This is a genomic window from Leuconostoc citreum (assembly GCF_007954785.1).
Classification (GTDB): domain Bacteria; phylum Bacillota; class Bacilli; order Lactobacillales; family Lactobacillaceae; genus Leuconostoc; species Leuconostoc citreum.
This window is the reverse complement of the sequence record NZ_CP042410.1, coordinates 1,618,323-1,642,568: the sequence shown is the minus strand read 5'-3', so window position 1 is coordinate 1,642,568 and position 24,246 is coordinate 1,618,323. Positions and strand designations below refer to the sequence as shown.

Here is a 24,246-nt window from a genome sequence, read left to right as displayed (position 1 = left end):
TGAGATAAGCCAATGGCTTATAATGGAATTATGCAAAAACCGCGTGAAATTTTAAAAGAAGTATTTGGGTACGATGATTTTCGTACAGGACAATTAGATATTATAGAAAAAGTGCTGGCACACAAGCATGCATTAGCAATTATGCCAACGGGTGGGGGAAAATCAATTACCTACCAATTACCAGCGTTGATGTTTGAAGGTATTACTTTAGTAATTTCTCCGTTGATTTCATTAATGAAAGATCAAGTTGACGGTTTGAATGCGATGGGAATAGACGCAACATTTTTAAATTCCACGTTACCTGGTTCAGAGCAAGCGCAGCGTATGTCAGATATTCGTGCTGGTCTTTATAAAATGTTGTATGTGTCACCAGAACGCTTGGAAATCCCGAGCTTTTTTGGGTTTATCCAGCAATTACCCATTGAATTGATAGCCATTGATGAAGCCCATGTTATGTCACAGTGGGGACATGATTTTCGGCCGAGCTATTTGAACATACTGCCATTACTGTCACAAATTTCAGGGCAACCAGCAGTTCTTGGTTTAACAGCAACAGCCACGGAGCGTGTACGTCAGAATTTGCAGCAATTACTGGGCGTAGCGGATGAGGATACTGTACTGACAGGGTTCGCTCGCGACAATTTAGCACTTAAGATTGCGCACCAAGTGGATAAGCGACAGTATGTACAAGACTATTTAAGAGCAAATCAGGGTAAAAGTGGTATTATTTATGCTGCTACGCGTAAGCAAGTGGATGAGTTATATACGTCTCTGAATAAACAGGGAATGAAAGTTGGGCGTTATCATGCGGGTTTGCCTGAAAAAGAAAGGCAAGCCATGCAAGAAGCCTTTTTATATGATGAAGTAGAAGTTATGATTGCAACAAATGCCTTTGGCATGGGCATTAATAAACCAGATGTTCGGTTTGTGATTCACTATGCTGTGCCTGGTAATATTGAAGCCTATTATCAGGAAATAGGACGTGCTGGGCGCGATGGTTTACCGTCGGAAGCCTTACTGCTATATGCGCCACAAGACATACATTTGCAAGAGTTCTTCGTCCAAAAATCTGAAGGGACTGAGGCGTATAAACAAAACGAATATAACAAAATTCGTGAAATGAATGCTTTTGCTAATACCGGAACATGTTTACCGCGTTATCTATTAGCATATTTTGGTGAAGTAGTTGCCAAAGATTGTGGGCAATGCTCTAATTGTTTAGATTCTCGTGACATCGTTGATGTAACGACTGATTCACAGCGTGTTTTGGCCAATGTTGTGCGAATGAATCAAAGTTTTGGTAAAACGATGGTTGCCAAGGTGCTAAAGGGATCCCATGATGCAGCTGTGAAAAAGTATGATTATTTAACCGCCTTACCGACATATGGGCTCATGAAAGAACGAACAATTAAAGATATCAGTCGGTTTATCGACTATTTAACCGCTGATGGCTACCTGAAAATTGAAGGTGGTGAGTATCCAGTTCTGAAATTAACGGCTATGGGTGTTCGTGTGCTTAAAGGTGAACTTGTGGTCGAAAAACGTGTCAATCGCCAAGTTATTGCACAACGACAAGCGACATCAGCAGCTACCGGTTTGAAAATGTCAGATGCTGATAATCAATTGTTCGCTAAGCTAAAGGCCAAGCGCTTAGAGTTAGCACGAGCAGCAGGCTTACCGCCTTTTTTGATATTCTCGGATAAAACATTGATGAATATGGCCATTTTAAGGCCAAAAACAGATGAAGAATTTTTGTCTATTTCTGGTGTTGGTGAAAAAAAGTATGCTATTTACCATGAGGATTTTGCTGGCGTACTAGCGAGTGATGGAAATGTTTGATTATGAAAACACTTGCTACTAATGATTTTATCTGGTATAGTAGTATCTGTTATGGAGAAGTACTCAAGCGGCTGAAGAGGCGCCCTTGCTAAGGGTGTAGACGTGTTAAAGCGTGCGAGGGTTCGAATCCCTTCTTCTCCATTTAGCATTTCATGGCGTTGCATAAGGTTGCAAAAACCTTGATGCAGCGCCTTTTCTTATGAAAAACGTTGCACTGTATTTCATAGCATTTCACACAAAATGGGAAACTTTTTGGGAAACATTTTAAATAAGCAAGTAAGCAGTGTAACGGCATTTAAGCCGTTTTTTATTTACAAAAGTGGGAAACATTTAGTAAATCATCAGAATGTGGTACATAATCAGCATATATACTAATTTAAATTGTATATATACAGTATAATATTCATAGAATACCAGCTCATTAAAGAGGTAACTATGACAAACCAGTGGACTAATCGTAAAATACTAAGTGAATACTTTACAGGGAGCATAGATGTACAAGTGGACTTTATGGATGAGTACCCAGATAGTGCTAATCAATATAGACGTTACAACGAGCCGTTTATACGTGAAATTAAGCGCGCCTTAGATGTGTTTAGTCTCAAAGCTAACACCTGAGTTAAAAGAGATTTACAGGCTTAAAGACCGCGAAAAAGACCATTTGGAGAGTCTATAATGTAGTAGCACCAACTAGCTATATTGTGGCATTAAATAACGAATTAAATGCCATAGTCAGCAAGATAGAGCGACCACGGGCAAGATTGTATAATGAGTGAGCCGATAAAGTAGTATGAATTCAGTTGTGCTAGAACATCACAAAAATTAATTGCAGGAATAAAAAAATGTAACTAGATGATCAAATTTGATTTGAACATCAAAATTATGTTATAGTAAACGTAATTAAATTTGAACGGTTGGGCGTAAGCTTCAAGAATGGTTAGTCGGGGAACTAGCTGTTTTTGGGGCTTTTTAAATGTTAGGAGAAATAATGGAATATCTATTAATTTTTTTGCTAGTTATAGTTACTGTTGTACTTGGGAAAATAGGCACTTGGTTTGGGTTGTCTGAAGTTGTTGGACAACTATTGTCAGGTATCATTTTAGGAACTAGTTTGTTGAATGTAGTAGAACCAGGCTATTTAATTCACTTGTTTGCTGAGACAGGTATTTTTTTGTTAATGTTAAATTCGGGTCTAGAGTCTGATGTAAAAGAAATGAAAAAATATATTAAGGCCTCTTCGCTTATTGCAATCATGGGAGTGCTATTACCAGTAATTGCTTTCCCGATTGCATTTCTATTGCTTGGATATAATATGCAAACTGCTATATTTGCGGGGGTTGTTTTCTCTGCAACGTCTATTTCAATCACATTAGCTGTACTAGCCGAACAAAAGAAATTAGCGACTTCAATGGGGGCAATTATACTTTCAGCAGCTGTGTTGGATGATATAATTGCTTTGGTTGCTGTGACGTTATTCTCTGTTTTTGTAGGCGGAGGCGCATTAGGGATAAATAGTCTATTGCCCTTATTTGCTTTTGCCTTAGGAATAGTATTGAGAAAATTTAATTTTTCTGATAAGGTAGGTGCTTTAAGTACAAAAATTGGTAATTGGTTTTTCTATCCAGTATTCTTTGGATCTATTGGTCTTGAAGTTGCGATTCAAGGACTAGGGAACAAGCTAACAGCTATTATAATATTTAGTGTGTTGGCTGTTACAACCAAATTTATCGGGTCTTTATGGGGAGCAAGACTTTCAGGTTTAAATGTTAATGTTGCAAACGCAATAGGAGCGGGGATGATTTCTAGAGGTGAGATGGCTCTTGTAATTATTCAAATAGGTATATCATCACAGATTATTAATGATGATACGTCAGCAGAATTTGTTGTTGCCGTAATTGTTTCAACGATACTAGCACCCATAATTATGAAACCATTATTTAAAAAGGTCTGATATACTAATTTACAAGGACCAAGAGTAAAATTAATTGAATGGCATCATCATTTTAAAGACTCTAACACATAACTTTGAGTTTTAATCATTTAAGATATTCTGCATTGCAGTAAAAGCAGTGCTTTTTGTTTGTAATAAAGAAACGTGATGAATGATTGGAAGAAGATTGATTGTTGTCAAATTCAAAGAACTAAACAAAAAAATAATTTGAAATTCAATAAGTGATTCGTGAAAATGTAGAAATTTTTGGTTCACATAAAGCAATTACCAATGCCGTTAGGATTTATAGGTATGTTCAATTAGTTGACCAGTTCACTAAAAAAGTATGACATATTACTAAAAAATCAGGTACATATGCCCTTAATATTGGTTTTTATAAAAAAACCCGGGGTTGGGTTGTTGGAGGGGAGCGTCACAAGGTGGCGTCCTGAAATCTTACGAATGCAGAAATCAAAAATTTTTTAAAGGTGATTTTTTCATATAGAATGCTGATATAAAGGCATTTCTAACTAAAAATAGGCGTTTAGGGGTAGCACAAACATTTATGGTTATTAGCATGTTTTGTTGTAAGACATGCTATATGTACATTACAAAAGACGTAAATAGGAACCCGCTGGTTGGGGCTACACTTTATAAGTTTTAAGTTATTAACCCAAAATAGGTTTATTAATATGGATTTATTTAGTATCAGGTATAATTAGTTGTACAACAGTATTTTATAAATTTAAAGGAATAGATTAATGAAAATTTACTTTTTGTGTACAGGAAATTCCTGCCGTAGTCAGATAGCAGAAGGGTTTGCGAAAGATATTATGCCTAAGAACTGGATAATTAAGAGTGCAGGTATTGAACAACATGGATTAAATCAAAGAGCTGTAAGTGTTATGGCAGAAGTGGGAGTTGATATATCTAATCATACGTCCGATTTAATTGATAACGATTTTTTATTTAACTGTGACTATATTATTACGTTGTGTGGAGATGCCAATGATAAATGCCCTGTTACTCCAGCCAATATTAAAAGGTTGCATTGGCCGTTAACTGACCCGGCTAGCACCACAGGAACAGAAGAGGTTATTCAAAATCAGTTTAGAAAGACACGTGATGAAGTTAGGATATTGGTACAGCAATTAAAGATGAATCTTGTTGGATAAACAGTAGACGAGCGCACATTACATTATGGCTTGTCTTTTGGTTTTAAAAAATGTTTACAGAAAAACTAATCAATAAATTAGCCGTTATCAATTACATTGAATCCGTTATCACTCAGAGTGATAGCGACCTGTTTTACATATGTGACACACCTACATTAACAGGCATTTAATCGTTGCTATCATGCGTTACAAACTATGACAAATAGCTATTCATTTGTTCTGCCCATTTTGAAGGAACAAAGTAAGTTACATTAAAGGAAGCAATATTGTTTATAAAAAATGGGTCGGTATTATAGATTTGTGTTAGCTCTTCCAAAGATTCGGCCTGAGCCACAATCATGCCACCTGTTCGTGGTTCTTTTCTACCAGACATAATAAAATGCCCTGATTTATAGTACTTATCTAAGTATTCAATATAAGCTGGCAAAAAATGTTCAACTTCAGCAATCGGTTTGATGTAAGTTAATTCAATTATAAACATGTTTTTTCTCCTAGTAATATTTATGAATTAAATACTACTAAAGTGTTTTTTTCTTGTTAATCGGACGCGCCCGCTAATAAAGGAAAGTAAAATAGGGTCGGTTTAGCGGGTACTTTTTACAACAAAGAATGCTAATGTAACAGTAAATCAGGCACCCATAATTAACAGAAAAAACTTTTGAAAATTGAACATTTTTACAAGATGACGATATGTGAGCGCTCTCTATTCTGATACACGAGGGCGGGGTGTAAATTGTGTAAGACTACAAATGTAAATTAATTTCGAGAATGAGATATGCAAATTATCTGTACATTTTGGACACCATAAAAAGGGACATCCCCAAATAAAAAGAATTAGACGAACCATAAAAAATCAGATTATATCCGAATACCCAGAACTTGACGACGTATAAAAGGGGTAAGGTTTATGTAATCAGTCGATAATAATGCGGAATCAGCGTTTTAAATATAAAATGGTATATTATTTGTATCATTGATAATCAACAACGCTTAAAACTGCTTATATGGCTTTAAAATAGACACAATAAAACCACGCCCTTTAACTAGAGCGTGGCTTTTTAATGAGATAGGGTATAAAAACGGTAAATTGCTTGTATCGTTAGCAATATAGATAAAACCATCACTACAGAATAAGCTGTTAAAGTTACCAAATTGTTAGTAAATGTTAGTGTGCATGGTTGCAAAAACTCTAACATTTTCCAACATGAATCCTAGCATGGCAATACCAACAAATACCTACATTAACAGGCTTCCAATCGTTGCTATAAATGGCTACTGAAGCTGTTACAAACTTTGCCACAGCGTGTAACCTTGGTTACAAAAAAGTTACATTTAGCGTTGCAAAACGTTGCATTTCGTTGCAACATTTTGTTTTTGTACGAGTGGAGAATTATTACGTAAAACATCCCCAGTGATACGATGAGACCAAATAAAAAACGTCCTGACAGATTAAGACGCTTTAGATGTAGTACGAAAACTTATGCCGCAGTTTATAGTGCATATCATTTTTATGGAATACATTAAAAGTAAATATTGCAAAAAAATAAGAGCCAACTCACAATGTGGGTCAGCTCGTAGAAACAAATTAATATTGTTTTTCGGATATGTTTACTATGACAATATATTTCATTACATTGCAATACGTTTCATAACGTTTCAATTAAATAATTAGTGATTTGATTAAAATACCTATACACAGATATTATTTCATCATTTTGGGCATATAACTCTTTTTCCCTTTGGGCTCTTTTTAGTAATTCTTTGTACCGTCTTTCTTTCATAGTTTCTGATTCTATAAATGTATCATAAATCGCTAAAGTAGTAGTTATGTCGTGAATAGTTGAAATACTTAATTTTTTTCTTCTAACTGTTCTTGAAACTTTAGCCTTTATAACTAATTCAGATGCTAATGAATTTGCACGTGTTATGTCAAGTATGATACCAGATTTGTTTGTAATACTATTTAGAATTACGGAGTTGTGCGCTGCTTTGTTTCTGGTATTTCGAACATATGACAACCCACAAGGGTAGCTGAGCATGATGTTTATCATACAATTTGGAATTGGTTCTTTTAATCTGTGTTAGAATTTTTTGCTTTATTTTAGAAGGGTTATTGTTTGAAGCTATGTACTTTGCTAAGAAACTATATCCATCGTCTTCTGTTTGAAAAGTAATTTCATTTAATAATTTTGTTTTAATACAGTGTTCAATGTCTAAACAAAAATGAACTAACATGTAGCGTAATCTCATATCTATATTAGATAGATCTACTAATGTATCAAATGATAGATGATAATATTGTCCATTATCAAATTGAAAGTTTTTTCTGTATGATATTAACTTAAAAAATAGGTGTTACAAATTAAAAATTGGGAAACTTTGTTATCATCGTACGTTCCTAAAGTAATATTTTTTGTGCTTAGAAAATCAAGCATATCATCCGTTGTTTTTAATATTTTATCCAAAATAAGTTTTCCTTTGTAATTAAATATTTATGTACGCACTCTGTGAGTGCTTATAAAATTAACTAATCAATAATAAAATTGCTACGATGACAGCCAGCGTGCCTTGTTTGAAAAATATAGACTTATTTCCAGATGAGAAACTACCATACAAAGCTACTAAAATAATATAGATCATAATAGCAAGTAAGCTGTTGTGGTAGTTGTGTGTGAAGAATAGTGAATAAATTATACCCACTGAAATCAAACCGTTGTAAACACCTTGATTTTTAAGTAATGTTTGTACTTTTTCGTCTTGGAGGTTATCCTCTGACAGGTTGAATGTTTTTGCAGTGCTTGTTGACGTCGTAGCAAACGTTTCTAAATACATAATGTATAGAAATTCTACGGCGACTAAAAGGCTAATAATAGTGATTATTAAATTCCTTTTTTCTCTCCTATGTGCTTTTAACGTGGTTCTGGCACGTGTTGTTTGTTGTTAGTCATCCCCGCCCATAGCTTAAACAGGGAAGCAATTCAACAGAGTTGGCTTCATCGTTAAAACAACGAGTTATTTTTTCGTTTTATCGTTCCAGAGTATGAGATAAAGGGTGTAGTTCTTTTAACTTATTGAATATAGTGATTAGACTAGGACGAACAATAAAGAAGAAAACAGGTACAGCAACAAAAAATGTTTTAATCCAGTTACCAAAGTATCCTGATACAAATTGTGGATATAGTTGTCTATGCATTTCGGTAAACCAAATCATCATAATAGATACGTTGAATGTAATAACCAATAAAGGTACACTTATGGTTTTTGGCACTTTCCTCGTTATAATGCTAGGGAAATAATCGTGTAGTTTTAAAGAGATAGGCAGTGTAATATAAGTGCGTAAGCAATATATGAATATGACAATCAAAGGATAAATAATTAAAACGCGTAATAGCATTTTTGCGGATAAACCATATCTGATAACGGTATTGTAAGTAGCCATAATGGCAACCATCGTGCTAATAATTATCCAAGGCATTGTATTCGGATGATGTAACAAGTGATGTAATATATTTTTAATTCTTTGCATAAAGTCGATTGAGCCTTTTGTATGTTTTTTAGTGTAACAAACTGATAAGTTGTAAGTTGCTATCATCTGCGAGTGTAATAAGTGGAGCTATTAAATATTAAAATGTTTTGAAACATACTGTGCTTGTTTTTCCGCCAACATGGTTGACATAGACCAACGTTTATCGTCACCGTACATATTAAATTCGGCATGACCAGCTTCGTGAATAATAGTATTTAATTGGCGCCACTCTGGTTGTAGTGTATTGATGTAAATGAACACCTTATCATTGATTTTATTTACTTCGCCATAATACAAAGGATGTTCCACTTCTATGCCATAGAAAAGGTAATCTGGAAATTTGTCTATATAAATTTCTATTTCTGTCATACATGATCTACCTCATAAACGACGTTTAGAAAGTTTGGCTATCTCAACAAGTTTTTTAATCTGTTCTATATCTTCCTGTGTAGCACTAGGGTCAATAAAATAGGCAACTTGTTTTTGTGCGTCGGTCAGGGGCTGTTCATCCCCATTATTAGAGCCATTGTGAGACGTTTTAAGCGCGTTGTCTGTCTTACCTTGTAAATAGTCCACTGTGGTATCTAAAACGTCAGCAATCAATGAAATCATGGCTAATGTTGGAATTCTACGTCCATTTTCATATTTAGTTATTGTATCTCGTGACGCCTCGATTTTATCAGCTAACCCTTGTTGAGTTAGCTGTTTTTGTTTTCGTAATTCTTTGATACGGTCAGCAGTAATAGACATAAAAACACCTCGATTAAATATTAAAAAAATATAAAGAGCTTAACTAAAAATAAAACTAAGTTAAGAAAAAGTAAATCACATTGCAGAAATAAACTGCAAAATATATGATAAATACAACAAATGAAGAATAAAGCAACATTTATATGTAGAAGATTTCCACATATACACTAATCATACCAGACAAGCAAGGTCATTTAAAGACAAACAAGGTTATTAAGTGCAAGAGTGAACCACTATAAAAGCAACGAGATAGGAGAAATAATCATGACAGTATCAAACGCACTTTTTAATGAAGCAGAAGTTATCAAGGACACGAATAGCGCTCTCGAGGATGTGCAAGAAACATTAGCGCTCGCATTAGCTGATAGCTTGAAAGCAGGCGACCATATCACAACACCAACAGTCATTGGCATGTTGAAAGACTTGGAAGATATGCAACTCCAGTACTACGACCGTTTGGAAGATAACGAGAATGTGCAAGGCGGTTTAGAAAATCAAGCACAAGCAGAGCAGGAGGAATAAGCATGGCATTATGGTTAGCACAAGTTATCGGGCTTGTATTTGTAGTAGGTAGCGCCTTTCTGGTGGGCGTTGTCGTTGGGGATGGATTAAAGGAGAAACGCAAAGCATGAGCAATGTATATGTGAGAACGTTAGAGCGCATGTATAAGCCGTTGGTTGACATTGCTAATAGTGACAGGGTAGCAGGTAACGAACAAGCACAATTTGAAATCATGCAGGCTTATGAGTTGTTAGACAGAGCAACAACAAGGTTAATTGTTAGAGGATGATATGGCAGTAACGAATGATGAATTAAGAGAAGAATTTTCAGAATTGGGTGTGCAAATATTGGATGAAGTAGGCGACTTGAAAGACAAGTTAGACCAAAAGCACCATGTTTGGAAACGAGCCGAGAAAGTGGCAGAACATTTTGACGTGAGCCTAGGCACAGTTAAAAGTTGGAAACGGCAAGGACTGATCACAGGATACAAGCATGACAAAATTGTGATTTATGATATTACCGCCATTGAGCGTGAACTATTTCAAGTAACTAAATAGAAAGGACAGCAAAGCATGAAAAAGGGCACAAAAAAAGCTATCACATCCCCGACCAAGGAAACAGTGATAACCGACCACAAACGCCTATATCATGGCTTTTGCTATACACATTTTAACATGGATGAGGATAAAAACACAAAACTAAGTTTAAGCATTGAACAGGTTAATTATATTAATTCGCTTTCTAGTGAACCCTTGCTTGTTATGGACATGGGGACACTAACTGTTAAGCCAGTCAACGATCAGAAATTCAAAGATTGGCTTAGGAACTCAGAGCGAGGTACCAATAAATGAAAGATATTGAAAATCTATCAAACATTGAACAGCAGATACTCGATACGCTACCCGCAGGACGAGCGCAAGCAATTACATTGGAGAAGTTGGCTTACTTATTGCAGATTAATAAAAAGCGTGTGAGTGATATTGTGGCAGACTTGCGTAAACGTGGGTATTTAATCGGGAGTAACCGCCAAGCGCATGGTGGCATGTATCTTATTGTCACAAGTAATGAGTTTTGGGAGACCGTGAACACGTTACAGAAAAGCGTGAACAGTCAACAGACAATCATTAATGCTTTGTTGAAGCATGAGGAAAGGTTTGCGAGGGCTTAAACATGACACAATCACAACGAGTAGCGGTTAATCACGCCTTAGAAAGTGTAATGAGTGCTAAGAGCCTTGTAAACCTAGCAAGATACCAGAACGAGCCACAAAAACTGATTAGCATGATATTAAGGATAGGGACTGATCTTAATGAAGTTGAGACACGTCTGCAAACGCTTAAAGGCAGGGTGTAACAGTAGCTAAGTGGGAACAAATCAAACAATATCAACAGGCAGGCGCTTATGTGTTCATGGCATTACCTAATCAGAAGCACAATGCAGTCAGCGGTGGGTACAATAACAGTTTTAACAATGGGGATGAGTTGAGCCAGTGGATAAATTCACATCCAGAGTATCAAGACCGCAATGTGGGAATTGACTTGTCACGGAGTAATTTAATTGTGGTTGATATTGATAAGCATAAACACAATGGTATGAAAAGCATTAGCGCATGGTTTAAGTCGCACGACATCAACCCAGAGACTATCCAAGACACTTATGTTGAACGGACAGCCAGTGGTGGACTACACGCTTTTTATCTCATCCCCGAGGGCAAGACTAAGCCAGCAGAGAAAGTCAGCGCCTTGCAAGGTGTAGACCTTTTGACTAACAAACATGGGGTAATTGTTGCACCCAGTGTTATCAATCAGCAACCATATCGAGCAATTACCCCTTTTGAGACGATACAGCAAGCGCCAGAGTGGGTGTATCAGATCGCAAACAATCGCGGTAGTACAAATACGCCAAGTAACCATAAAGCGACCAGATACAGCAATATAGACCGTTGGTTAATGGTTAAAAATGGTTTTGATACAGGACAACGCAACGACCAAGCGATGAGTTTAGCAGGGTATTTATTTGCTTTGGATGTTGAACCAAAAAGTATTTACGACATTTTACAAATTACCAATGAACGCAGTAATGAACCGTTACTTGATGATGAACTAGGCAGGGTGTATATGAGTGCAAGAAAGCGTGAGGAACGTAAAAGAATGAGGATAAATAGCTATGGCAGAGATTGATACAGCACCAATGCCGACAGTTACGAACAAAGTACCGAGTTGGCTAGATGTACAGTATAACGAGGCGGGAGAAATCAACAAGACGACAGTTAATGTTGAAAGATTAGCTGAATATGTCGCGATGGAAACGCATTTTTATACAGATAACAACAATTTAGCGGGTTATTTGTTTAATGGTCAGTATTGGAAACGGTACAAGAATGTTAAGCAGGCAGACAATGCCTTAAGTTCGAGAGTGGCTACGCTATTAAAACAGCATAAAAAGCTAACGAGTGCTAAGCAAGTCAAAAATATTGTGGATTTAATCCGAGTAATCACAGTAAAAGATGTGGCTGATTATATCGATTTTACCGATAAGCCTTATATGGTTAGCTTTACTAATGGCACATTGGATATGCGGACGTTAGAAATTAAGCCAAACGCACCACAGTACCATGCTTTAGGTGGGTTAGATTATCCAGTCAGTGATAAAGATTTACCGACACCCAAGACAGACGAGTTTTTTACCCGACTGTTAGGAGATGAAAATGCAGAGTTATTATACAAGTTTATTGGCTATGGCTTTAAACGTAATTACTTGCCCTTTCAAAACTTTGTCATTTTGTACGGTAAAGGTGGTAACGGCAAAGGGTCGGCGCTTACTTATATAGGACAGCAAATATATAGTGGTAATGTGAGTGAATTAAGTTTGCAGGCCTTTGGGGATAAATTTAAGACGGTGGGGCTAGTTGGTAAATATGCCAATATCGGCAGTGATATACCATCTTACTACATGCCTAACACTGAAAACTTAAAACTAGCCGTGAGTGGGAAAGAACGATTTGAAGTGGAATCTAAAGGTGTGCAGGCGTTTAGTATCGTCAATTATGCCACACTATTCTTTTCAGCTAATGACTTACCTAACATAAAACGTGATAGTGGGTTAGATCGCAGACCGTTGGTAGTCACAACGCAAGGCAAAGGCTTCACCACCAAAGACGGCAAGAGTGATTTTTTTGATGAAGCCGAGCTATTAGACGAACGCCCAGCTTTTACACGTAAGGTCATTAAGCTATTTATGGACGCAGAGCGAGCTAAGACGTTAAACATCCCCGAAAACGTCCAGAAAGCCACAGCAGAATGGCTAAAGAGCACTGATATTGTCTCACAGTGGCTAGATGAACATACGGAGGAAGCCAAAGACAGGCGACCAACAGCCAAGTATATGTATCAGCAATTTAGTCGAGATGTTGAAGATATGGGTATGAAAGAAACAATAAACCGCAATACATTTTACAGTCGTATGGAACATTTAGGTATTAAAAGTTCAAAAAGTGTGACTATTTCAAGTTTAGATGATGAACACGGCAAAGCAACTAAGCGATTTTTGGATATTAAGTATATAGATTGACGTTAAACAGATGTTTTATAGAGATATTATTGACATAAAAAATGCTTGTAACCATTGGTGTATAAAGGTTATTGATGTTATTGACTTTTTATTGAAGTTACTAGAATAAACAATATATATACGTATATATAAGGACTTCGAGAAAAGGTCGAGAAAGTCAATTATTTAGCTGTAAGGTTTGTGGCACAAGAGATACAGCGTTTTAGCAAAGTCAATCATAGGTAAATTAAAAGTATTTTAAAGTCAATTTGCTAAAGAAAAGAGGAATTATGAATACAGATTTTTATTATAAGTGCATGACGGCTTACAAAGATTTAATGAAAAATAAGACAGATGATATTAGTATCAGTTTTGGCGAATTTTGTCAGATTGAAGCGATTAAGCAAGGACTGGAAAAGTTGAGTGTGACAATATGGCGCAGTCGTTAAGGGGATGAAATGAATTATTTAATCGGAATTATATTTATAGCATTAATTGGTTATATTTTTGAACAACGTAGACACATCAAGTTTCTTGAACAAGTTAATCATAATCAAGAAACACATGACGTTATGACAGCACACCAGTTAGAACTCACTAGAAACAAAGTAGACATGCTTGAGTTGACGTTGAACACGATTGGTTACAACGTTGAACGATTTGAAGCTAGTGATTTTACTAAGCGTGAACCGTCACAAGAGCAGTTACAAGAGCAGTTACAAGAGATATGGGCAGAGTATCAGCAATTAGAACGAAAATCACGTAGTGCCCAAGTTAAATTTGAGGCCGAACTGGAATTGAGGGGCGTTGAATAGGTAGACAAAACTGAACAAAATGACATCTTTTAAAATAGCAATAATCACGTTTAAAAACTGTTATAAAGGTATTTTAAGGTTTGTTTTGATGAATAAAATATAAAAAGGTGTACAGTGTGGCTGTCTTAAATGTAGTGTTTGCAAGAGTTTAGCTTATGAACATTAAAATGTAGAGGTTGGCTTTTACTAGTAAGGAAGTTTTTATGGATATTCAAGATTATATGAATAGGTTGCCGAGACCAGAAAAAACCTATGCAGAAAAAGAAAGCACTATGTTTTATGTGTACGTATTCAACCTTGTTATGGATGAGTTGGTCAGACGAAAGCTAACCAATCGTAGAGCTATCAACTATGTTTTGAGCTATACAACGCACGGCAATAAGACTAGAGCCTATCAGGAAACCCACCCCATGGCTAGTAAGAGAACCGCTAATGTGAATGCAAACAAGTATTCAAAACGCTTTGATGTTTATGTAGCCCAGTCAATGAGCATGCACCTAGTGTACAAAGGCAGGTTAGCATTGGCATTGGCAGTTAAGTACATCAATGTTAACGGCATTGAGCGTTATGTAAATAAATTGATACTTGAATTGTGGAAAGGAGACTAGATGACCTCAAACACAGAACATCCCCAGTTATGGCCAAAGTGGCTTAAACGTAATCAAGCACATCAATATATTAGTGTAGCGGATAATACTTTCATCAAGCGGTATGTTAAAACTGGTAAAGTCAAAGCCTATCCAACAGCGCATGGGTTACGCTATGATCGTGATGAAATAGATGAAGCCGTGAGACATTACTATGATTAGGAGTTTAAGAAAGTATTAAGCATGAGCCAGACAATAAAACAGTGTGGAATAATGAAAGCGTGTGAACATGCTTTTTTATTTTATCTAAATCATTGCTTACTTGCTGGTAAGGGTAAATTATGAAAGTACAACAAATAGATACAAAGAACGGCAAGACGTGGCAGGTAGACGGCTACCTGATGAGTGATAATCAGCAAATCAGAATTAAAAAGCGAGGTTTTGAGAGTAAAAGAACAGCGCAACAATGGTTTAATAATGAGAGTGTGTTATTTGAGAATGGCGAGAGCAAATACAATAAAAAAACAACTCCCGACATCATGAGTGTCAAAGAGTTGTACGATATGTGGCTAGGTACTTATCAGCATACCGTGGAAGAAAGTACGCTCAATAAAACAATGAACGTTTTTAACATCCATATCATCCCCGAGTGGGGCGATATATTAGTAACTGATATTAAGCCATTGGACTTACAACGATATATTAACACAATGCAAGGAAAAATATTGCATTATCGAAAGATAACAGGTTATTTCAGACGATTATTAAATATTGCAGTTCGTATGGATATGATTGATGTAGACCCATTTACCAAAATAGATATGCCAAAGGAACGGAGGCAGATTCATAAGCCTAAGCAATTTATGGATGTAGACGAGTTCAAGGCGTTTGTAGATGTGTTGGATAGCCAATACAAATACATTAATCAGCAAGCCTATACGCTACTTAGATTAGGTGCATTCACGGGGATGAGAACCGAGGAACTACTCGCCTTGCAATGGCAACATATAGACTTTGACAATGGTTATATCAGTATTATGCAAGCGTTAGGGCGTGGCTTAAATGGTAGTACCTATATAAAAGTACCAAAGAGCCAAACCAGTAGGCGAACCCTTAAAATTGATAATAAGATGTTAGTTGTAATGTCTGATTGGTATGAAGTCAGTAACCATAGAAGTGGGGATGATTATGTATTCAACAATAATGGGAATACGTTGCAAGTCATGAGACCAAATAAGTGGCTACATGATGTTAGTGATAAGTATAATGTTGCGGTTGGTTTATCTATGCACAAGTTGCGTCATACATGGGCAACACTAGCACTCGATCAAGGCGCAAGCGTGAAGCAAGTACAGACATATTTAGGTCATGCAGACGTATCGATGACTTTAGATGTTTATAGCGATATTACAAAGAGAGCCAGTGATGAAACTGGAAACATATTGGCAAAGTTAGATATTTAGGGAAACAAAGTAGTAAAAACCGCCATGAATGCTGATATATAAGGGGTGTAGTAACTCCCTTCTTCTCCAGTAATATTTAAGCGTAGTATCAGATTTTTAAAATCTGATACTGCGTTTTTTTGTGGAATAAAATGTCAGTAGATATCAAACGATCGTTAGGCTAATAAAAATAGCATTTTAATAACAAGTTTGTTATAATCAGCATTAAAGAGAATTATTGTATCAATAAATTTTAAAATTTATATACAAGAAAGAAGGGGGAGATTTGATAAAAAAAATACTTTTATTTATTTGGCTTTGTTTATTTTCGTGTTTTATACAATATTCTGTGAGTGCTAATGGAACTGGAACTGCTGCTAACCCTTATACAGTAGGTACTTCATCGGAATTAACCTCGGCTCTCAATAATGGCGCGACCTTGTCTTCTTCTGAGACACTACATATAAAGTTAACAGACAATATATCATATACAGCAAATGATTCCTTCAAAATTCAATCCAATGTTGTCGTTGATGGTAATGGCTATTCTATGCACTATACTGGTACAAACTATACAACTGGAACTGCTGGCTATCTGCTGACTAAGAATGGGTATAATGTAACCTATAGTAATTTAATTTTTGGTAGTAGTGACTATTCATTTGGACAAACGTATTATGGCATATTACTGGGCACATCTTACCAAGCTAACTTGACGATTCATGATGTAACTTACTATGGAAAGAATGGTGCTCAACCGATATGCAATTATAATGCAGGAACCATAGTTACAATGACAGGGACAAATAACTTCTCAGCTATACCTGGCAGTTATGGGCAAGAATTTATGGAAGGCGCAAATTTAGTATTTGGCAGTGACAGTATAACTAATATAATCCATAATACTAATGATGCTACTGCATTACTATGGAACTCCGCAAGTGGAAATGATTTTAATATGACTTTACAGAAAAATGCTAAAGTTAATATTCAAACAAGTAAACCTTTGTTTTCATATGGTAAGAGATTGAGCATTGATATGGCAGATTCATCACAGTTAAACATTACAAACACTGCCTATGACATTACAATGACAAACAGTGTTGGCTCAAATATAAACATGGCAAAAAATTCTTCATTCAATGCTACTGGGAACGGGAAATTTGGCAATCAAGCGAGCGGATTATATACAAACTTTACTACATCAGACCCATCTAAAATTAGTTTTGAAAATACATCTTCCACAAATGGTATTTTTACTTCCTCGCCAAAGATTACACCAACAACACAGACCGCATACTCTCTCGATTCGTACGTTAATTCGAATAAAACAACACGGGATGCTTCTGCGAATGCTTTTAACCTAACAGATTCTTTATTTCCATCTAATACTAAAAGAGTAATTTATTATCCTAAAATTATTCCAACAGCCGTGATTAGTAGCCATGTTAATAATAATCCACTAGTTAGTGAAATTTTATTTAATAGTCTTGGTGTCAATGTTCCTTATACTTATGTGAGTACACAATACAAAATTTACAAGAACTCACAAATAGATGGAGATATTACAAGTTCAGACAATCAATCTATTATAGAAAATTCACAATCAGCTCTATATAAGGGTATATTTGAAAATGATACAGGTCAAGTTTCACAGATAAATGCTGGAAACTATGTTGTTTATTTAAAAATAAATGTTACATCAGCTACTGGTAGTTCTTCATCTCAATGGATATCCAAGTCTATTGAGGTGCCTAAATCACTACTGAATATTACGGTTCCCACAAATATGGCATTTTTGGCATTAAATAACGATATGTTTACATCTAACAGTAGTTATGAAGTGGTGAACCATTCAAATTTTGATACAGACTTTGGAATTTCAGCTATATCAGGTGGCGATAGCAATATTAATTTAGTAGAAAACTTAGCAACAACGACAGAACCAAATCCTTTGTACTTAGCGTTGAAAAATACCGACGGTATTGAAATGCCTTTTGTCCAATCTGGCAAAAAAACAAGATTTAACGTTTCGCCCTTTGAGGGAAGCAGTAAGTTTAATTTAATTGGTCAATATGGGGGAGCAATTAGTAGCAAAAACAAGGCAGTAATTAATTATATAATGAGACTAAACTTTACACAATAAAGGAGTAAAAAACGTTTTGGAAAACAATAAAGAGCCTCAAGATAAGCAGAAAAAGCGTAGATTAATTTGGCTTTTACTATTATTATTAATGGCTTTTATGATTGCTGGTGGACTAACATTGGTTTATTTAAACAGTCAAGAAAGAATAACGAAGAAAACAAAAATTATAGCTGGTGATTTTTTGCCTTCTGAAAAAGATGCATCAAAGATGAATGAGAGTCAGTTAGCGCGTTCTGCTCAATCAGCGGTTAATAAGAGTAAATTTCAAATGATTATTAACCCTGAGATCAATGCCAATCAGAAAACAGCGTACAGCGATATGTACATTGAGAATCCAGCAAATAATGCTTATCCCATTGCCGTCACAATTAACTTAGATAGTGGCATGACTATTTATTCGTCGGGAGCTATAAAACCAGGTTATGAAGTCAAAAATGCCAAGTTAGATAAAGTTTTGAAAGTTGGTCATTACACTGGGAAAGCTAATTTCAAACTTTATAATGCTAAAACTTCAAAAGCCCAAGGTCAGGTATCAACAGCTGTAAAAATTGTTGTGCAGGACTAAGAATATAGAAGGAGAATGAGATGAATAAAATATTACGAAATACTATTGTAAGTGGTGTTGTTGCAATACTAGGCGTAAGTACTGTAGGGACAACAGTTGTAAATGCCACTACAATATCAGATGGCACTAATAATGCGGATGTTACTGTAAACGGCACTTTGGGTGCAGATAACACAGACCCAGTAGCACCAATTCCAGAAGGTTCAGATAAGTGGATTAACGTAACGTTAGATACTGCAACAATTTTTTATAACACTCAAACAGACAAAAATATTGTATCACCCACATATAATATTACTAACAATTCTGGTCGTCCAGTAAGCTTTAAAGTTAATTCCTTCAAACAAAATGATTCTGTACCACTTTCATCAATTAGTTCATTGAATGCAAATTTCACAAGAAAAGTTACTGCCACTGATACATCAGGGTCGAATGTTTCAACCAATTTAATCACTGGTGGATCGATTAATAGTGATTTTTCAAGCGCAACATCAACACAGTTAGCCAACAAAAATGGAATGCTTAGTGCTAAGGACACAAGTGGCGCATATTCAAATAGTGCAACATTCAATTATAACGGAACTGTTACTGATAAATTAACAGCTACGATAAATCCTAAATTTACTATGAATTTGTTATTCACTCCATCAGATTGGACTAAATAATATTATTTTATAGGGCAAATACTAGCAAATTAGTATTTGCTTTTTATTTTATGTTACAGTCATCTCTTCTTTAATAAATAATGACCGTTTTGAAAATAAATTTAACAATAAATCAAATCATAATTAATAATGTAAAGTTTATTTTTTGGAAAATAGTTTCTTTAATATCCATAAAGTATTGGAAGAATGAGTCAAATATGATATAAGCAAATGTCACTTCTTTCTAATAGTCTTGGCTATAGTCAGCTGTTTGAATAGATTTTTTCATATTATGATTGAGCTGTTTGTGAAGTGAAATAGTCTTATGATAGCAAAGCAAGAGATTCGGCAACTTGATTTGATTCTAGACGAGCGATGGTTACTCTTAAGGATTTCATTTTATTCGCTAATTCTTGTTGGGTTAGTTTTTTGTTCACGTAATAGTTTGATGCGTTCAGCAGTCATAGACATCATATGTACCTTTTTAAAAATTCATTAAGAGAGTGTTGGAAAAAGGTCAGTTTAAGAAAGTATACACTATACTGTCACTTAAGGATTTAATCGTAAATACAACAGCCATTCGATAGTTGAGAGCACAGTATCTGAAAATGAAAACCACAAGACGTTATTAATGACACTAGTAGAAGTTGATTATATCAGTTCTTTGTTGGAAGGACCAATATTTATAATTAATAAGTCAAATAAAAACTTTCACCCAGTTGCTAAAAGCAGGCTAGAAAGTATTGTGTTGTGAGATTAGTACCTCTGAAAAGTCATTTCATATGACAGAACATCGACAACCAAAGCACATACTTGTATTAAACAATTTTCGTGGATAAGTGCTATACTGCTTTAAAAAGGCGTAGGAAAATAAAATGAACGTGATCGTGCATATCGATGAAACAAACAAGTGGCCAACCGTATTATCTAATCTGTCACACTTATATGAACATTGGCAGCAAAGTCATGATGACGGGATAATTGAATTGTTGGTTAATGGTGAGGCGGTTACGCAGGTACGCCAAGACGCCGACATCAATTTAACTGACTTATATCGACGAGGCATCGATGTTGCGGTTTGCAACAATTCATTACAGCAACGACAAATACTACCAAAACAAGTACAAGCCGAGAGTCGTATCGTACCATCTGGCGTTGTAGAGTTGGTGAACAAACAACATCAAGGCTTTGCCTACATTAAGCCATAGCACAGTCGCATGACATTAAAAAAAGATCATCAACTATTATGATGTTGACGATCTTTTTTAATTGCGACCTCTTTATTATGGGCATGAGTCTGCAAGTGGTTATCAGTTGTCGAAATTGTCGACTCTAGTTTTGATACCGAAAGCCATAATGATAATGGCAATTAACAATAAGCATACAAATAGACTAAAGACGCCACCAATACCTACTTTAATATCAAGTAACCAGCCGACTAAGAATGGGCCAATCACGGCACCCAAGCGGCCAACTGCTTGAGCTGAACCCATTGCAGTACCGCGAATAGCGTGTGGGAAGAGGCTAGGTGTTAAGGCGATAAGGATGCCCCAAGCACCTAAATCAAAGAATGATAATGCCGCGCCGGCAATTAAAATAATGGGAACATTATTGGCCAATCCAAATATCAGGCTAGCTAAAATTGTTCCCATAAGATAGCCGATGAGTAGTTTTTTAGGGTTCATTTTAGCCAGTAAATGCGCTGCTAAATAATAGCCGGGTAGCTGTGCGATACTCATAGCAAGTGTGTAGCCTAGCGAATGGACAATTGAAAAACCACGTAAAACAAGCACGCTAGGTAACCATAGGAAAATACCATAATAGGTCAACATCACAATGAACCAAACCAAACTTAGCATAATTAAAGGCCACTTGTGTTTTGGGGAGAAGAGTTGTCGGAAAGAAGCAGTATTTTGCTTGTGGATAATCGCATCATCGGGCAAATGTTTTCGTAAGACGAAAACGTACAACGCCAATACTACTGTAAGTAGTGCAGCAATTCGCCAACCAAAGTGTGGGATGACAAAGAAAGCAATTAGGGATGCTAAAATCCAGCCATAAGCCCAAAAACTATCACTCAGCACGAGCATTTGTGAACGTTTTGTGCCAGTATAGCGGTCGGCAATTAGTGCTGCAGCTACAGGCAATTCACCGCCGAGACCTATACCAGTAATAAAACGAATCGCCATGAACCAAGTGACATTTGGTGCAAAAACGAGCGCCAAATTACTAAGCGAAAACAAAATAAGTGTCCCCATTAGTATTTTCTTACGACCAAATCGATCAGACAGTTTACCGCAAAGTAATGCCCCAATCAACATGCCAAATGAAGTCATTGCACCGACTAAGCCGAGTTGCGTTTCATTTAATGTCCATTCTGTTTTGATGAGTGGCATCATAAATGACAGTATAGCGACGTCCAGAGCATCAATCATCCAAGCTGTGCCAACGATAAGTAGCAGACGTTTAGATTTGTCCATGACAAAATCTCTCCTTCCAATGCTAATAAAAGTTAATTTTACTTTTATTGATTAAGGAGAACTATACACTATAATAAATCAATAAGCAACTGATATTTTTTTGCTGGCCGACCAGGCTTATTTTGACTACTTGAACCTACCGGAATCAAAATATTTTGATGGTTTCTAAGAAAGTTTGAGTTATCAGGCTCTTTTTTGCCAAAAATTTCAAAGACTTGTCGGGCTTGTTTTAAAGTGAATGCGGGTCCAAGTATTAACAAGATGGTTGGCTGGTAATCCAGTTTGTTCACAATTCGTTGCGTAGCAACAGTGAGTATCCAGTTATGATCGAACGCGAGTCGGTGTTGCGGGTCGTTGTGTGTGATATAGTCATCAGCTAACAGCGTACGAAATAACAGCTCGCGATACTTAAACTGAAATAAACCAGATTTGTGTTTTTTTAATGTGAACCATTGGGCGTCTGTTGCTCCTGGGCCAGGTGTTAGCAGAGGCTCGACTGGTAGAAAAGTCATATAACTTAACGATAGCGCACGTTCACCAGGTGATCGGTCTGGCTCAGTGAATGTTGCGAGTTGCTCAGCGTGAATATTGGGTAAATCAAGCCCTAGCTTTTCTCTAACTAAGCGTAATGTGGCCTCATGAGCGCTCTCATCTACGCGCAGCCAGGTTTCTGGCAGAGCCCAAAAATTTTGGAACGGCGTATCTGCACGTTTGATGAGCAATAGCTTAATGGCTTGGTTGACAGCATCATAACACCAAATGACATTGGTAATTGTAATACGTGGTTTTTCTATAGCATTGTTTGTCATGGTTACCGCCTTTGATATGTAACTTTTGGTAGTGTAGCTTATCTCAATATTTTAACATTTTGTGTGTTGTAAATAGTTGGTTTGCGTGAAATGGGAATTAATTATTTCTATTGTTCGGATTAAAAAGTGCTACAATAAACGAGTCCAAGAGACAAATAAAACGGGGTAGATAGTTGTGCGTTAAGTGTGAAGGAAACGGAATGTGGGCCTTCAACGAAATGTTTTCGATATTGAAAACGTGCGATGCAACTGTCACATTCACCAAAATATATTTGCGGTGAACACTCCAATAGGAGGTTCAGAACAATGTTTGTTCAAAAAGTATCAGGGATTACCAATAAGTGGGCCCTGCCGAAGTTAGATAGTCGTCAACTAGTCGTTTTAGCATTACTGATGGGATTAGATTTAGTCTTGGGTAAGCTGACGATTGGTACGAATGTTATTAAAGTGGGCTTTGTGTTTATTGCCATATCCCTTATCGCCAAATGGTATGGGCCTTTGTGGACGATGTTGATTGCGTTGGTATTAGATGTCGTTAATATTACAATTGTTAACCCCACGAGTGTCTTTTTTATCGGATTTACGGTATCAGCCGTCTTTAGTGCGTTAGTTTATGCATTAGGTTATTATCAACAAGATTATGTTGGTTGGCTGCGTATTATCCTAGTTGTCGGGGTAATAACCCTTGTTGTTAACATCTTTTTAAATACAGTGTGGCTGTTTATCATGTATTCCCATGTGCATAATATGACTACTTTTATGACTCTGTTAGGGCCAAGGTTTGTCAAATCCGTCATTGTTTTCCCAATTCAGGTTTTGATTACTTACGCTGTTCTTAATAATGGGGCTGTAAAACAAGCAACAAAAAAGATATTTATGTCATAATATTGGAAACGGCTGTCGCCGTTTTTTTATTGTTATCAAAATAAACCAATGGTAGAATGGACAAAACGAATTGAGTTTTATGGGGGATTAATATGACAGCTTGGGCAGCATTAGTCGATTTTTTTAAAAGATACGCCACATTTCGGGGGACCAGTTCACAGCGTGCTTTTAATTGGGTGACATGGTTTTGGGGTGTAATCTATTTATGCTTAATGTGTGTTGTTGTTATGGTTGCAGGATTAGGAACTTTCTTTGGCAAGCGGGGTAATGTGGCAACCGAGAGCTCACCGTTAATGGGTACGGTGTCATTTTTAATTGTTGTCTCCGCAATCATTGCAGTGATTGTCTTCATACCCAATATAGCGTTATACACACGTCGTCTGCATGATGCTGGGTTTTCTGGTTGGTGGCAGCTGATACCAATGGGATGTTATGTTGCTTTCGCTGCCTTAGTTATTATCTTTCATATTGATAAGGCGAGTTCGAGTTATAATTTAATCAGGTGGATTCCTGTAAGTGTCAGTATTATTTTTTCGTTATGGCTCACCTTTGCTAAAACAAAATTTAATAGCCCATATATTTAAAAAAGTGCTTGGTTTTATA

At 36.2% G+C, this 24,246-nt stretch carries 31 protein-coding genes, 1 tRNA gene and 1 riboswitch; of the genes, 23 read left to right on the top strand and 9 right to left on the bottom strand.

Going from position 1 to position 24,246, the window contains the following annotated elements; translation table 11 throughout:
* Positions 1-12: 12 nt before the first annotated feature.
* The 5 genes from recQ to arsC all read left to right on the top strand — a co-directional run bounded on the left by recQ (position 13) and on the right by arsC (position 4,944).
* Positions 13-1,839 carry a DNA helicase RecQ gene (gene recQ / locus FGL72_RS08145; protein ID WP_085699418.1) on the top strand — a complete coding sequence of 609 codons (1,827 nt, stop codon included), beginning with the start codon at positions 13-15 and terminating at the stop codon, positions 1,837-1,839.
* Positions 1,840-1,892: 53 nt separating this feature from the next.
* A tRNA-Ser gene (locus FGL72_RS08140) sits at positions 1,893-1,980 on the top strand.
* 294 nt (positions 1,981-2,274) lie between these two features.
* A complete protein-coding gene (locus tag FGL72_RS09875) occupies positions 2,275-2,457 on the top strand; it encodes a hypothetical protein (protein ID WP_004908259.1) in 183 nt (60 codons plus the stop codon).
* A gap of 370 nt (positions 2,458-2,827) precedes the next feature.
* Positions 2,828-3,790 carry a cation:proton antiporter gene (locus FGL72_RS08130; RefSeq protein WP_004908255.1) on the top strand — a complete coding sequence of 321 codons (963 nt, stop codon included), beginning with the start codon at positions 2,828-2,830 and terminating at the stop codon, positions 3,788-3,790.
* Positions 3,791-4,530: 740 nt separating this feature from the next.
* Entirely contained in the window at positions 4,531-4,944 is a 414-nt protein-coding gene (gene arsC, locus FGL72_RS08125) for an arsenate reductase (thioredoxin) (RefSeq protein WP_004908253.1), read from the top strand.
* A gap of 193 nt (positions 4,945-5,137) precedes the next feature.
* Here arsC and FGL72_RS08120 read toward each other — a convergent pair whose 3' ends face one another.
* From FGL72_RS08120 to FGL72_RS08090, 7 genes are all read right to left on the bottom strand, one after another.
* A complete protein-coding gene (locus tag FGL72_RS08120) occupies positions 5,138-5,425 on the bottom strand; it encodes a YciI family protein (RefSeq protein WP_004908248.1) in 288 nt (95 codons plus the stop codon).
* Between the two features lie 1,165 nt (positions 5,426-6,590).
* A complete protein-coding gene (locus FGL72_RS08115) occupies positions 6,591-6,983 on the bottom strand; it encodes a hypothetical protein (RefSeq protein WP_141562437.1) in 393 nt (130 codons plus the stop codon).
* On the bottom strand, positions 6,904-7,281 hold the full coding sequence (locus FGL72_RS09960; protein ID WP_080514228.1) for an Abi family protein: 378 nt from the start codon (positions 7,279-7,281) through the stop codon (positions 6,904-6,906). Before FGL72_RS09960 ends, FGL72_RS08115 begins: the two co-directional genes overlap by 80 nt.
* A 186-nt stretch (positions 7,282-7,467) precedes the next feature.
* On the bottom strand, positions 7,468-7,776 hold the full coding sequence (locus FGL72_RS08105; protein WP_004908241.1) for a DUF1304 domain-containing protein: 309 nt from the start codon (positions 7,774-7,776) through the stop codon (positions 7,468-7,470).
* Between the two features lie 193 nt (positions 7,777-7,969).
* Positions 7,970-8,470, bottom strand: coding sequence for a hypothetical protein (locus FGL72_RS09955; protein WP_012305008.1), 501 nt, complete (start codon positions 8,468-8,470; stop codon positions 7,970-7,972).
* Between the two features lie 90 nt (positions 8,471-8,560).
* Positions 8,561-8,839, bottom strand: coding sequence for an ImmA/IrrE family metallo-endopeptidase (locus FGL72_RS08095; RefSeq protein ID WP_004908237.1), 279 nt, complete (start codon positions 8,837-8,839; stop codon positions 8,561-8,563).
* Between the two features lie 12 nt (positions 8,840-8,851).
* Positions 8,852-9,220 carry a helix-turn-helix domain-containing protein gene (locus tag FGL72_RS08090; RefSeq protein ID WP_004908233.1) on the bottom strand — a complete coding sequence of 123 codons (369 nt, stop codon included), beginning with the start codon at positions 9,218-9,220 and terminating at the stop codon, positions 8,852-8,854.
* 264 nt (positions 9,221-9,484) lie between these two features.
* On the opposite strand from FGL72_RS08090, the gene FGL72_RS08085 reads away from it, so the two are divergent.
* The 16 genes from FGL72_RS08085 to FGL72_RS08015 all read left to right on the top strand — a co-directional run bounded on the left by FGL72_RS08085 (position 9,485) and on the right by FGL72_RS08015 (position 20,677).
* Positions 9,485-9,742: a hypothetical protein gene (locus FGL72_RS08085; RefSeq protein WP_004908230.1), complete on the top strand. Its 258-nt coding sequence runs from the start codon at positions 9,485-9,487 to the stop codon at positions 9,740-9,742.
* A 106-nt stretch (positions 9,743-9,848) separates the two neighbouring features.
* Positions 9,849-10,010 (top strand): hypothetical protein, encoded by a 162-nt coding sequence (locus tag FGL72_RS08080; protein ID WP_004908227.1) that lies wholly within the window; start codon positions 9,849-9,851, stop codon positions 10,008-10,010.
* Between the two features lies 1 nt (position 10,011).
* Positions 10,012-10,278, top strand: a complete 267-nt coding sequence (locus FGL72_RS08075; protein ID WP_040176521.1) for a hypothetical protein — start codon at positions 10,012-10,014, stop codon at positions 10,276-10,278.
* Positions 10,279-10,293: 15 nt separating this feature from the next.
* Entirely contained in the window at positions 10,294-10,572 is a 279-nt protein-coding gene (locus FGL72_RS09775) for a hypothetical protein (RefSeq protein WP_004908221.1), read from the top strand.
* Complete coding sequence (locus FGL72_RS08070) at positions 10,569-10,889, top strand: helix-turn-helix domain-containing protein (protein ID WP_012305011.1); 321 nt, start codon at positions 10,569-10,571, stop codon at positions 10,887-10,889. Before FGL72_RS09775 ends, FGL72_RS08070 begins: the two co-directional genes overlap by 4 nt.
* A 241-nt stretch (positions 10,890-11,130) precedes the next feature.
* The gene (locus FGL72_RS08060; protein ID WP_004908212.1) at positions 11,131-11,901 is read left to right on the top strand and encodes a bifunctional DNA primase/polymerase; all 771 of its coding nucleotides are present in this window, start codon (positions 11,131-11,133) and stop codon (positions 11,899-11,901) included.
* The gene (locus FGL72_RS08055; RefSeq protein ID WP_146992913.1) at positions 11,888-13,291 is read left to right on the top strand and encodes a DNA primase family protein; all 1,404 of its coding nucleotides are present in this window, start codon (positions 11,888-11,890) and stop codon (positions 13,289-13,291) included. Before FGL72_RS08060 ends, FGL72_RS08055 begins: the two co-directional genes overlap by 14 nt.
* Positions 13,292-13,560: 269 nt before the next feature.
* Entirely contained in the window at positions 13,561-13,719 is a 159-nt protein-coding gene (locus FGL72_RS09770; RefSeq protein WP_004908208.1) for a hypothetical protein, read from the top strand.
* 9 nt (positions 13,720-13,728) lie between these two features.
* Positions 13,729-14,085, top strand: coding sequence for a hypothetical protein (locus FGL72_RS08050; RefSeq protein ID WP_146992911.1), 357 nt, complete (start codon positions 13,729-13,731; stop codon positions 14,083-14,085).
* 203 nt (positions 14,086-14,288) lie between these two features.
* The gene (locus tag FGL72_RS08045) at positions 14,289-14,693 is read left to right on the top strand and encodes a hypothetical protein (protein ID WP_004908204.1); all 405 of its coding nucleotides are present in this window, start codon (positions 14,289-14,291) and stop codon (positions 14,691-14,693) included.
* Positions 14,694-14,894, top strand: a complete 201-nt coding sequence (locus FGL72_RS08040; RefSeq protein ID WP_004908203.1) for a MerR family transcriptional regulator — start codon at positions 14,694-14,696, stop codon at positions 14,892-14,894.
* Positions 14,895-15,013: 119 nt separating this feature from the next.
* Positions 15,014-16,135, top strand: a complete 1,122-nt coding sequence (locus FGL72_RS08035; RefSeq protein WP_139988491.1) for a site-specific integrase — start codon at positions 15,014-15,016, stop codon at positions 16,133-16,135.
* A gap of 265 nt (positions 16,136-16,400) precedes the next feature.
* Entirely contained in the window at positions 16,401-18,260 is a 1,860-nt protein-coding gene (locus tag FGL72_RS08030) for a hypothetical protein (protein ID WP_085699417.1), read from the top strand.
* A gap of 16 nt (positions 18,261-18,276) precedes the next feature.
* Entirely contained in the window at positions 18,277-18,825 is a 549-nt protein-coding gene (locus tag FGL72_RS08025) for a hypothetical protein (RefSeq protein WP_004902429.1), read from the top strand.
* Between the two features lie 20 nt (positions 18,826-18,845).
* A complete protein-coding gene (locus FGL72_RS08020) occupies positions 18,846-19,490 on the top strand; it encodes a hypothetical protein (protein ID WP_004902432.1) in 645 nt (214 codons plus the stop codon).
* Positions 19,491-20,344: 854 nt separating this feature from the next.
* A complete protein-coding gene (locus FGL72_RS08015) occupies positions 20,345-20,677 on the top strand; it encodes a DsrE family protein (RefSeq protein WP_004902438.1) in 333 nt (110 codons plus the stop codon).
* A 102-nt stretch (positions 20,678-20,779) separates the two neighbouring features.
* Here FGL72_RS08015 and FGL72_RS08010 read toward each other — a convergent pair whose 3' ends face one another.
* Together FGL72_RS08010 and FGL72_RS08005 are read right to left on the bottom strand one after the other, a co-directional pair.
* Positions 20,780-21,949 carry an MFS transporter gene (locus FGL72_RS08010; RefSeq protein ID WP_085699415.1) on the bottom strand — a complete coding sequence of 390 codons (1,170 nt, stop codon included), beginning with the start codon at positions 21,947-21,949 and terminating at the stop codon, positions 20,780-20,782.
* Between the two features lie 68 nt (positions 21,950-22,017).
* Positions 22,018-22,758, bottom strand: coding sequence for an NUDIX hydrolase (locus tag FGL72_RS08005; protein WP_085699413.1), 741 nt, complete (start codon positions 22,756-22,758; stop codon positions 22,018-22,020).
* Positions 22,759-22,917: 159 nt separating this feature from the next.
* Positions 22,918-23,024: riboswitch (THF riboswitch) on the top strand.
* Between the two features lie 40 nt (positions 23,025-23,064).
* Between FGL72_RS08005 and FGL72_RS08000 the strand changes: the two genes are divergently transcribed.
* Entirely contained in the window at positions 23,065-23,643 is a 579-nt protein-coding gene (locus FGL72_RS08000; protein ID WP_085699411.1) for a folate family ECF transporter S component, read from the top strand.
* 92 nt (positions 23,644-23,735) lie between these two features.
* A complete protein-coding gene (locus FGL72_RS07995; RefSeq protein ID WP_004906214.1) occupies positions 23,736-24,227 on the top strand; it encodes a DUF805 domain-containing protein in 492 nt (163 codons plus the stop codon).
* Positions 24,228-24,246: the final 19 nt, after the last annotated feature.

What these genes read in the sequence shown, in the direction of transcription:
- recQ (WP_085699418.1), top strand. Translation starts at nt 13, where the DNA reads ATGGCTTATAATGGAATTATGCAAAAACCGCGTGAAATTTTAAAAGAA.
- FGL72_RS09875 (WP_004908259.1), top strand. Translation starts at nt 2,275, where the DNA reads ATGACAAACCAGTGGACTAATCGTAAAATACTAAGTGAATACTTTACA.
- FGL72_RS08130 (WP_004908255.1), top strand. Translation starts at nt 2,828, where the DNA reads ATGGAATATCTATTAATTTTTTTGCTAGTTATAGTTACTGTTGTACTT.
- arsC (WP_004908253.1), top strand. Translation starts at nt 4,531, where the DNA reads ATGAAAATTTACTTTTTGTGTACAGGAAATTCCTGCCGTAGTCAGATA.
- FGL72_RS08120 (WP_004908248.1), bottom strand. Translation starts at nt 5,425, where the DNA reads ATGTTTATAATTGAATTAACTTACATCAAACCGATTGCTGAAGTTGAA.
- FGL72_RS08115 (WP_141562437.1), bottom strand. Translation starts at nt 6,983, where the DNA reads ATGCTCAGCTACCCTTGTGGGTTGTCATATGTTCGAAATACCAGAAAC.
- FGL72_RS08105 (WP_004908241.1), bottom strand. Translation starts at nt 7,776, where the DNA reads ATGTATTTAGAAACGTTTGCTACGACGTCAACAAGCACTGCAAAAACA.
- FGL72_RS09955 (WP_012305008.1), bottom strand. Translation starts at nt 8,470, where the DNA reads ATGCAAAGAATTAAAAATATATTACATCACTTGTTACATCATCCGAAT.
- FGL72_RS08095 (WP_004908237.1), bottom strand. Translation starts at nt 8,839, where the DNA reads ATGACAGAAATAGAAATTTATATAGACAAATTTCCAGATTACCTTTTC.
- FGL72_RS08090 (WP_004908233.1), bottom strand. Translation starts at nt 9,220, where the DNA reads ATGTCTATTACTGCTGACCGTATCAAAGAATTACGAAAACAAAAACAG.
- FGL72_RS08085 (WP_004908230.1), top strand. Translation starts at nt 9,485, where the DNA reads ATGACAGTATCAAACGCACTTTTTAATGAAGCAGAAGTTATCAAGGAC.
- FGL72_RS08080 (WP_004908227.1), top strand. Translation starts at nt 9,849, where the DNA reads ATGAGCAATGTATATGTGAGAACGTTAGAGCGCATGTATAAGCCGTTG.
- FGL72_RS08075 (WP_040176521.1), top strand. Translation starts at nt 10,012, where the DNA reads ATGGCAGTAACGAATGATGAATTAAGAGAAGAATTTTCAGAATTGGGT.
- FGL72_RS09775 (WP_004908221.1), top strand. Translation starts at nt 10,294, where the DNA reads ATGAAAAAGGGCACAAAAAAAGCTATCACATCCCCGACCAAGGAAACA.
- FGL72_RS08070 (WP_012305011.1), top strand. Translation starts at nt 10,569, where the DNA reads ATGAAAGATATTGAAAATCTATCAAACATTGAACAGCAGATACTCGAT.
- FGL72_RS08060 (WP_004908212.1), top strand. Translation starts at nt 11,131, where the DNA reads ATGGCATTACCTAATCAGAAGCACAATGCAGTCAGCGGTGGGTACAAT.
- FGL72_RS08055 (WP_146992913.1), top strand. Translation starts at nt 11,888, where the DNA reads ATGGCAGAGATTGATACAGCACCAATGCCGACAGTTACGAACAAAGTA.
- FGL72_RS09770 (WP_004908208.1), top strand. Translation starts at nt 13,561, where the DNA reads ATGAATACAGATTTTTATTATAAGTGCATGACGGCTTACAAAGATTTA.
- FGL72_RS08050 (WP_146992911.1), top strand. Translation starts at nt 13,729, where the DNA reads ATGAATTATTTAATCGGAATTATATTTATAGCATTAATTGGTTATATT.
- FGL72_RS08045 (WP_004908204.1), top strand. Translation starts at nt 14,289, where the DNA reads ATGGATATTCAAGATTATATGAATAGGTTGCCGAGACCAGAAAAAACC.
- FGL72_RS08040 (WP_004908203.1), top strand. Translation starts at nt 14,694, where the DNA reads ATGACCTCAAACACAGAACATCCCCAGTTATGGCCAAAGTGGCTTAAA.
- FGL72_RS08035 (WP_139988491.1), top strand. Translation starts at nt 15,014, where the DNA reads ATGAAAGTACAACAAATAGATACAAAGAACGGCAAGACGTGGCAGGTA.
- FGL72_RS08020 (WP_004902432.1), top strand. Translation starts at nt 18,846, where the DNA reads ATGAATAAAATATTACGAAATACTATTGTAAGTGGTGTTGTTGCAATA.
- FGL72_RS08015 (WP_004902438.1), top strand. Translation starts at nt 20,345, where the DNA reads ATGAACGTGATCGTGCATATCGATGAAACAAACAAGTGGCCAACCGTA.
- FGL72_RS08010 (WP_085699415.1), bottom strand. Translation starts at nt 21,949, where the DNA reads ATGGACAAATCTAAACGTCTGCTACTTATCGTTGGCACAGCTTGGATG.
- FGL72_RS08005 (WP_085699413.1), bottom strand. Translation starts at nt 22,758, where the DNA reads ATGACAAACAATGCTATAGAAAAACCACGTATTACAATTACCAATGTC.
- FGL72_RS08000 (WP_085699411.1), top strand. Translation starts at nt 23,065, where the DNA reads ATGTTTGTTCAAAAAGTATCAGGGATTACCAATAAGTGGGCCCTGCCG.
- FGL72_RS07995 (WP_004906214.1), top strand. Translation starts at nt 23,736, where the DNA reads ATGACAGCTTGGGCAGCATTAGTCGATTTTTTTAAAAGATACGCCACA.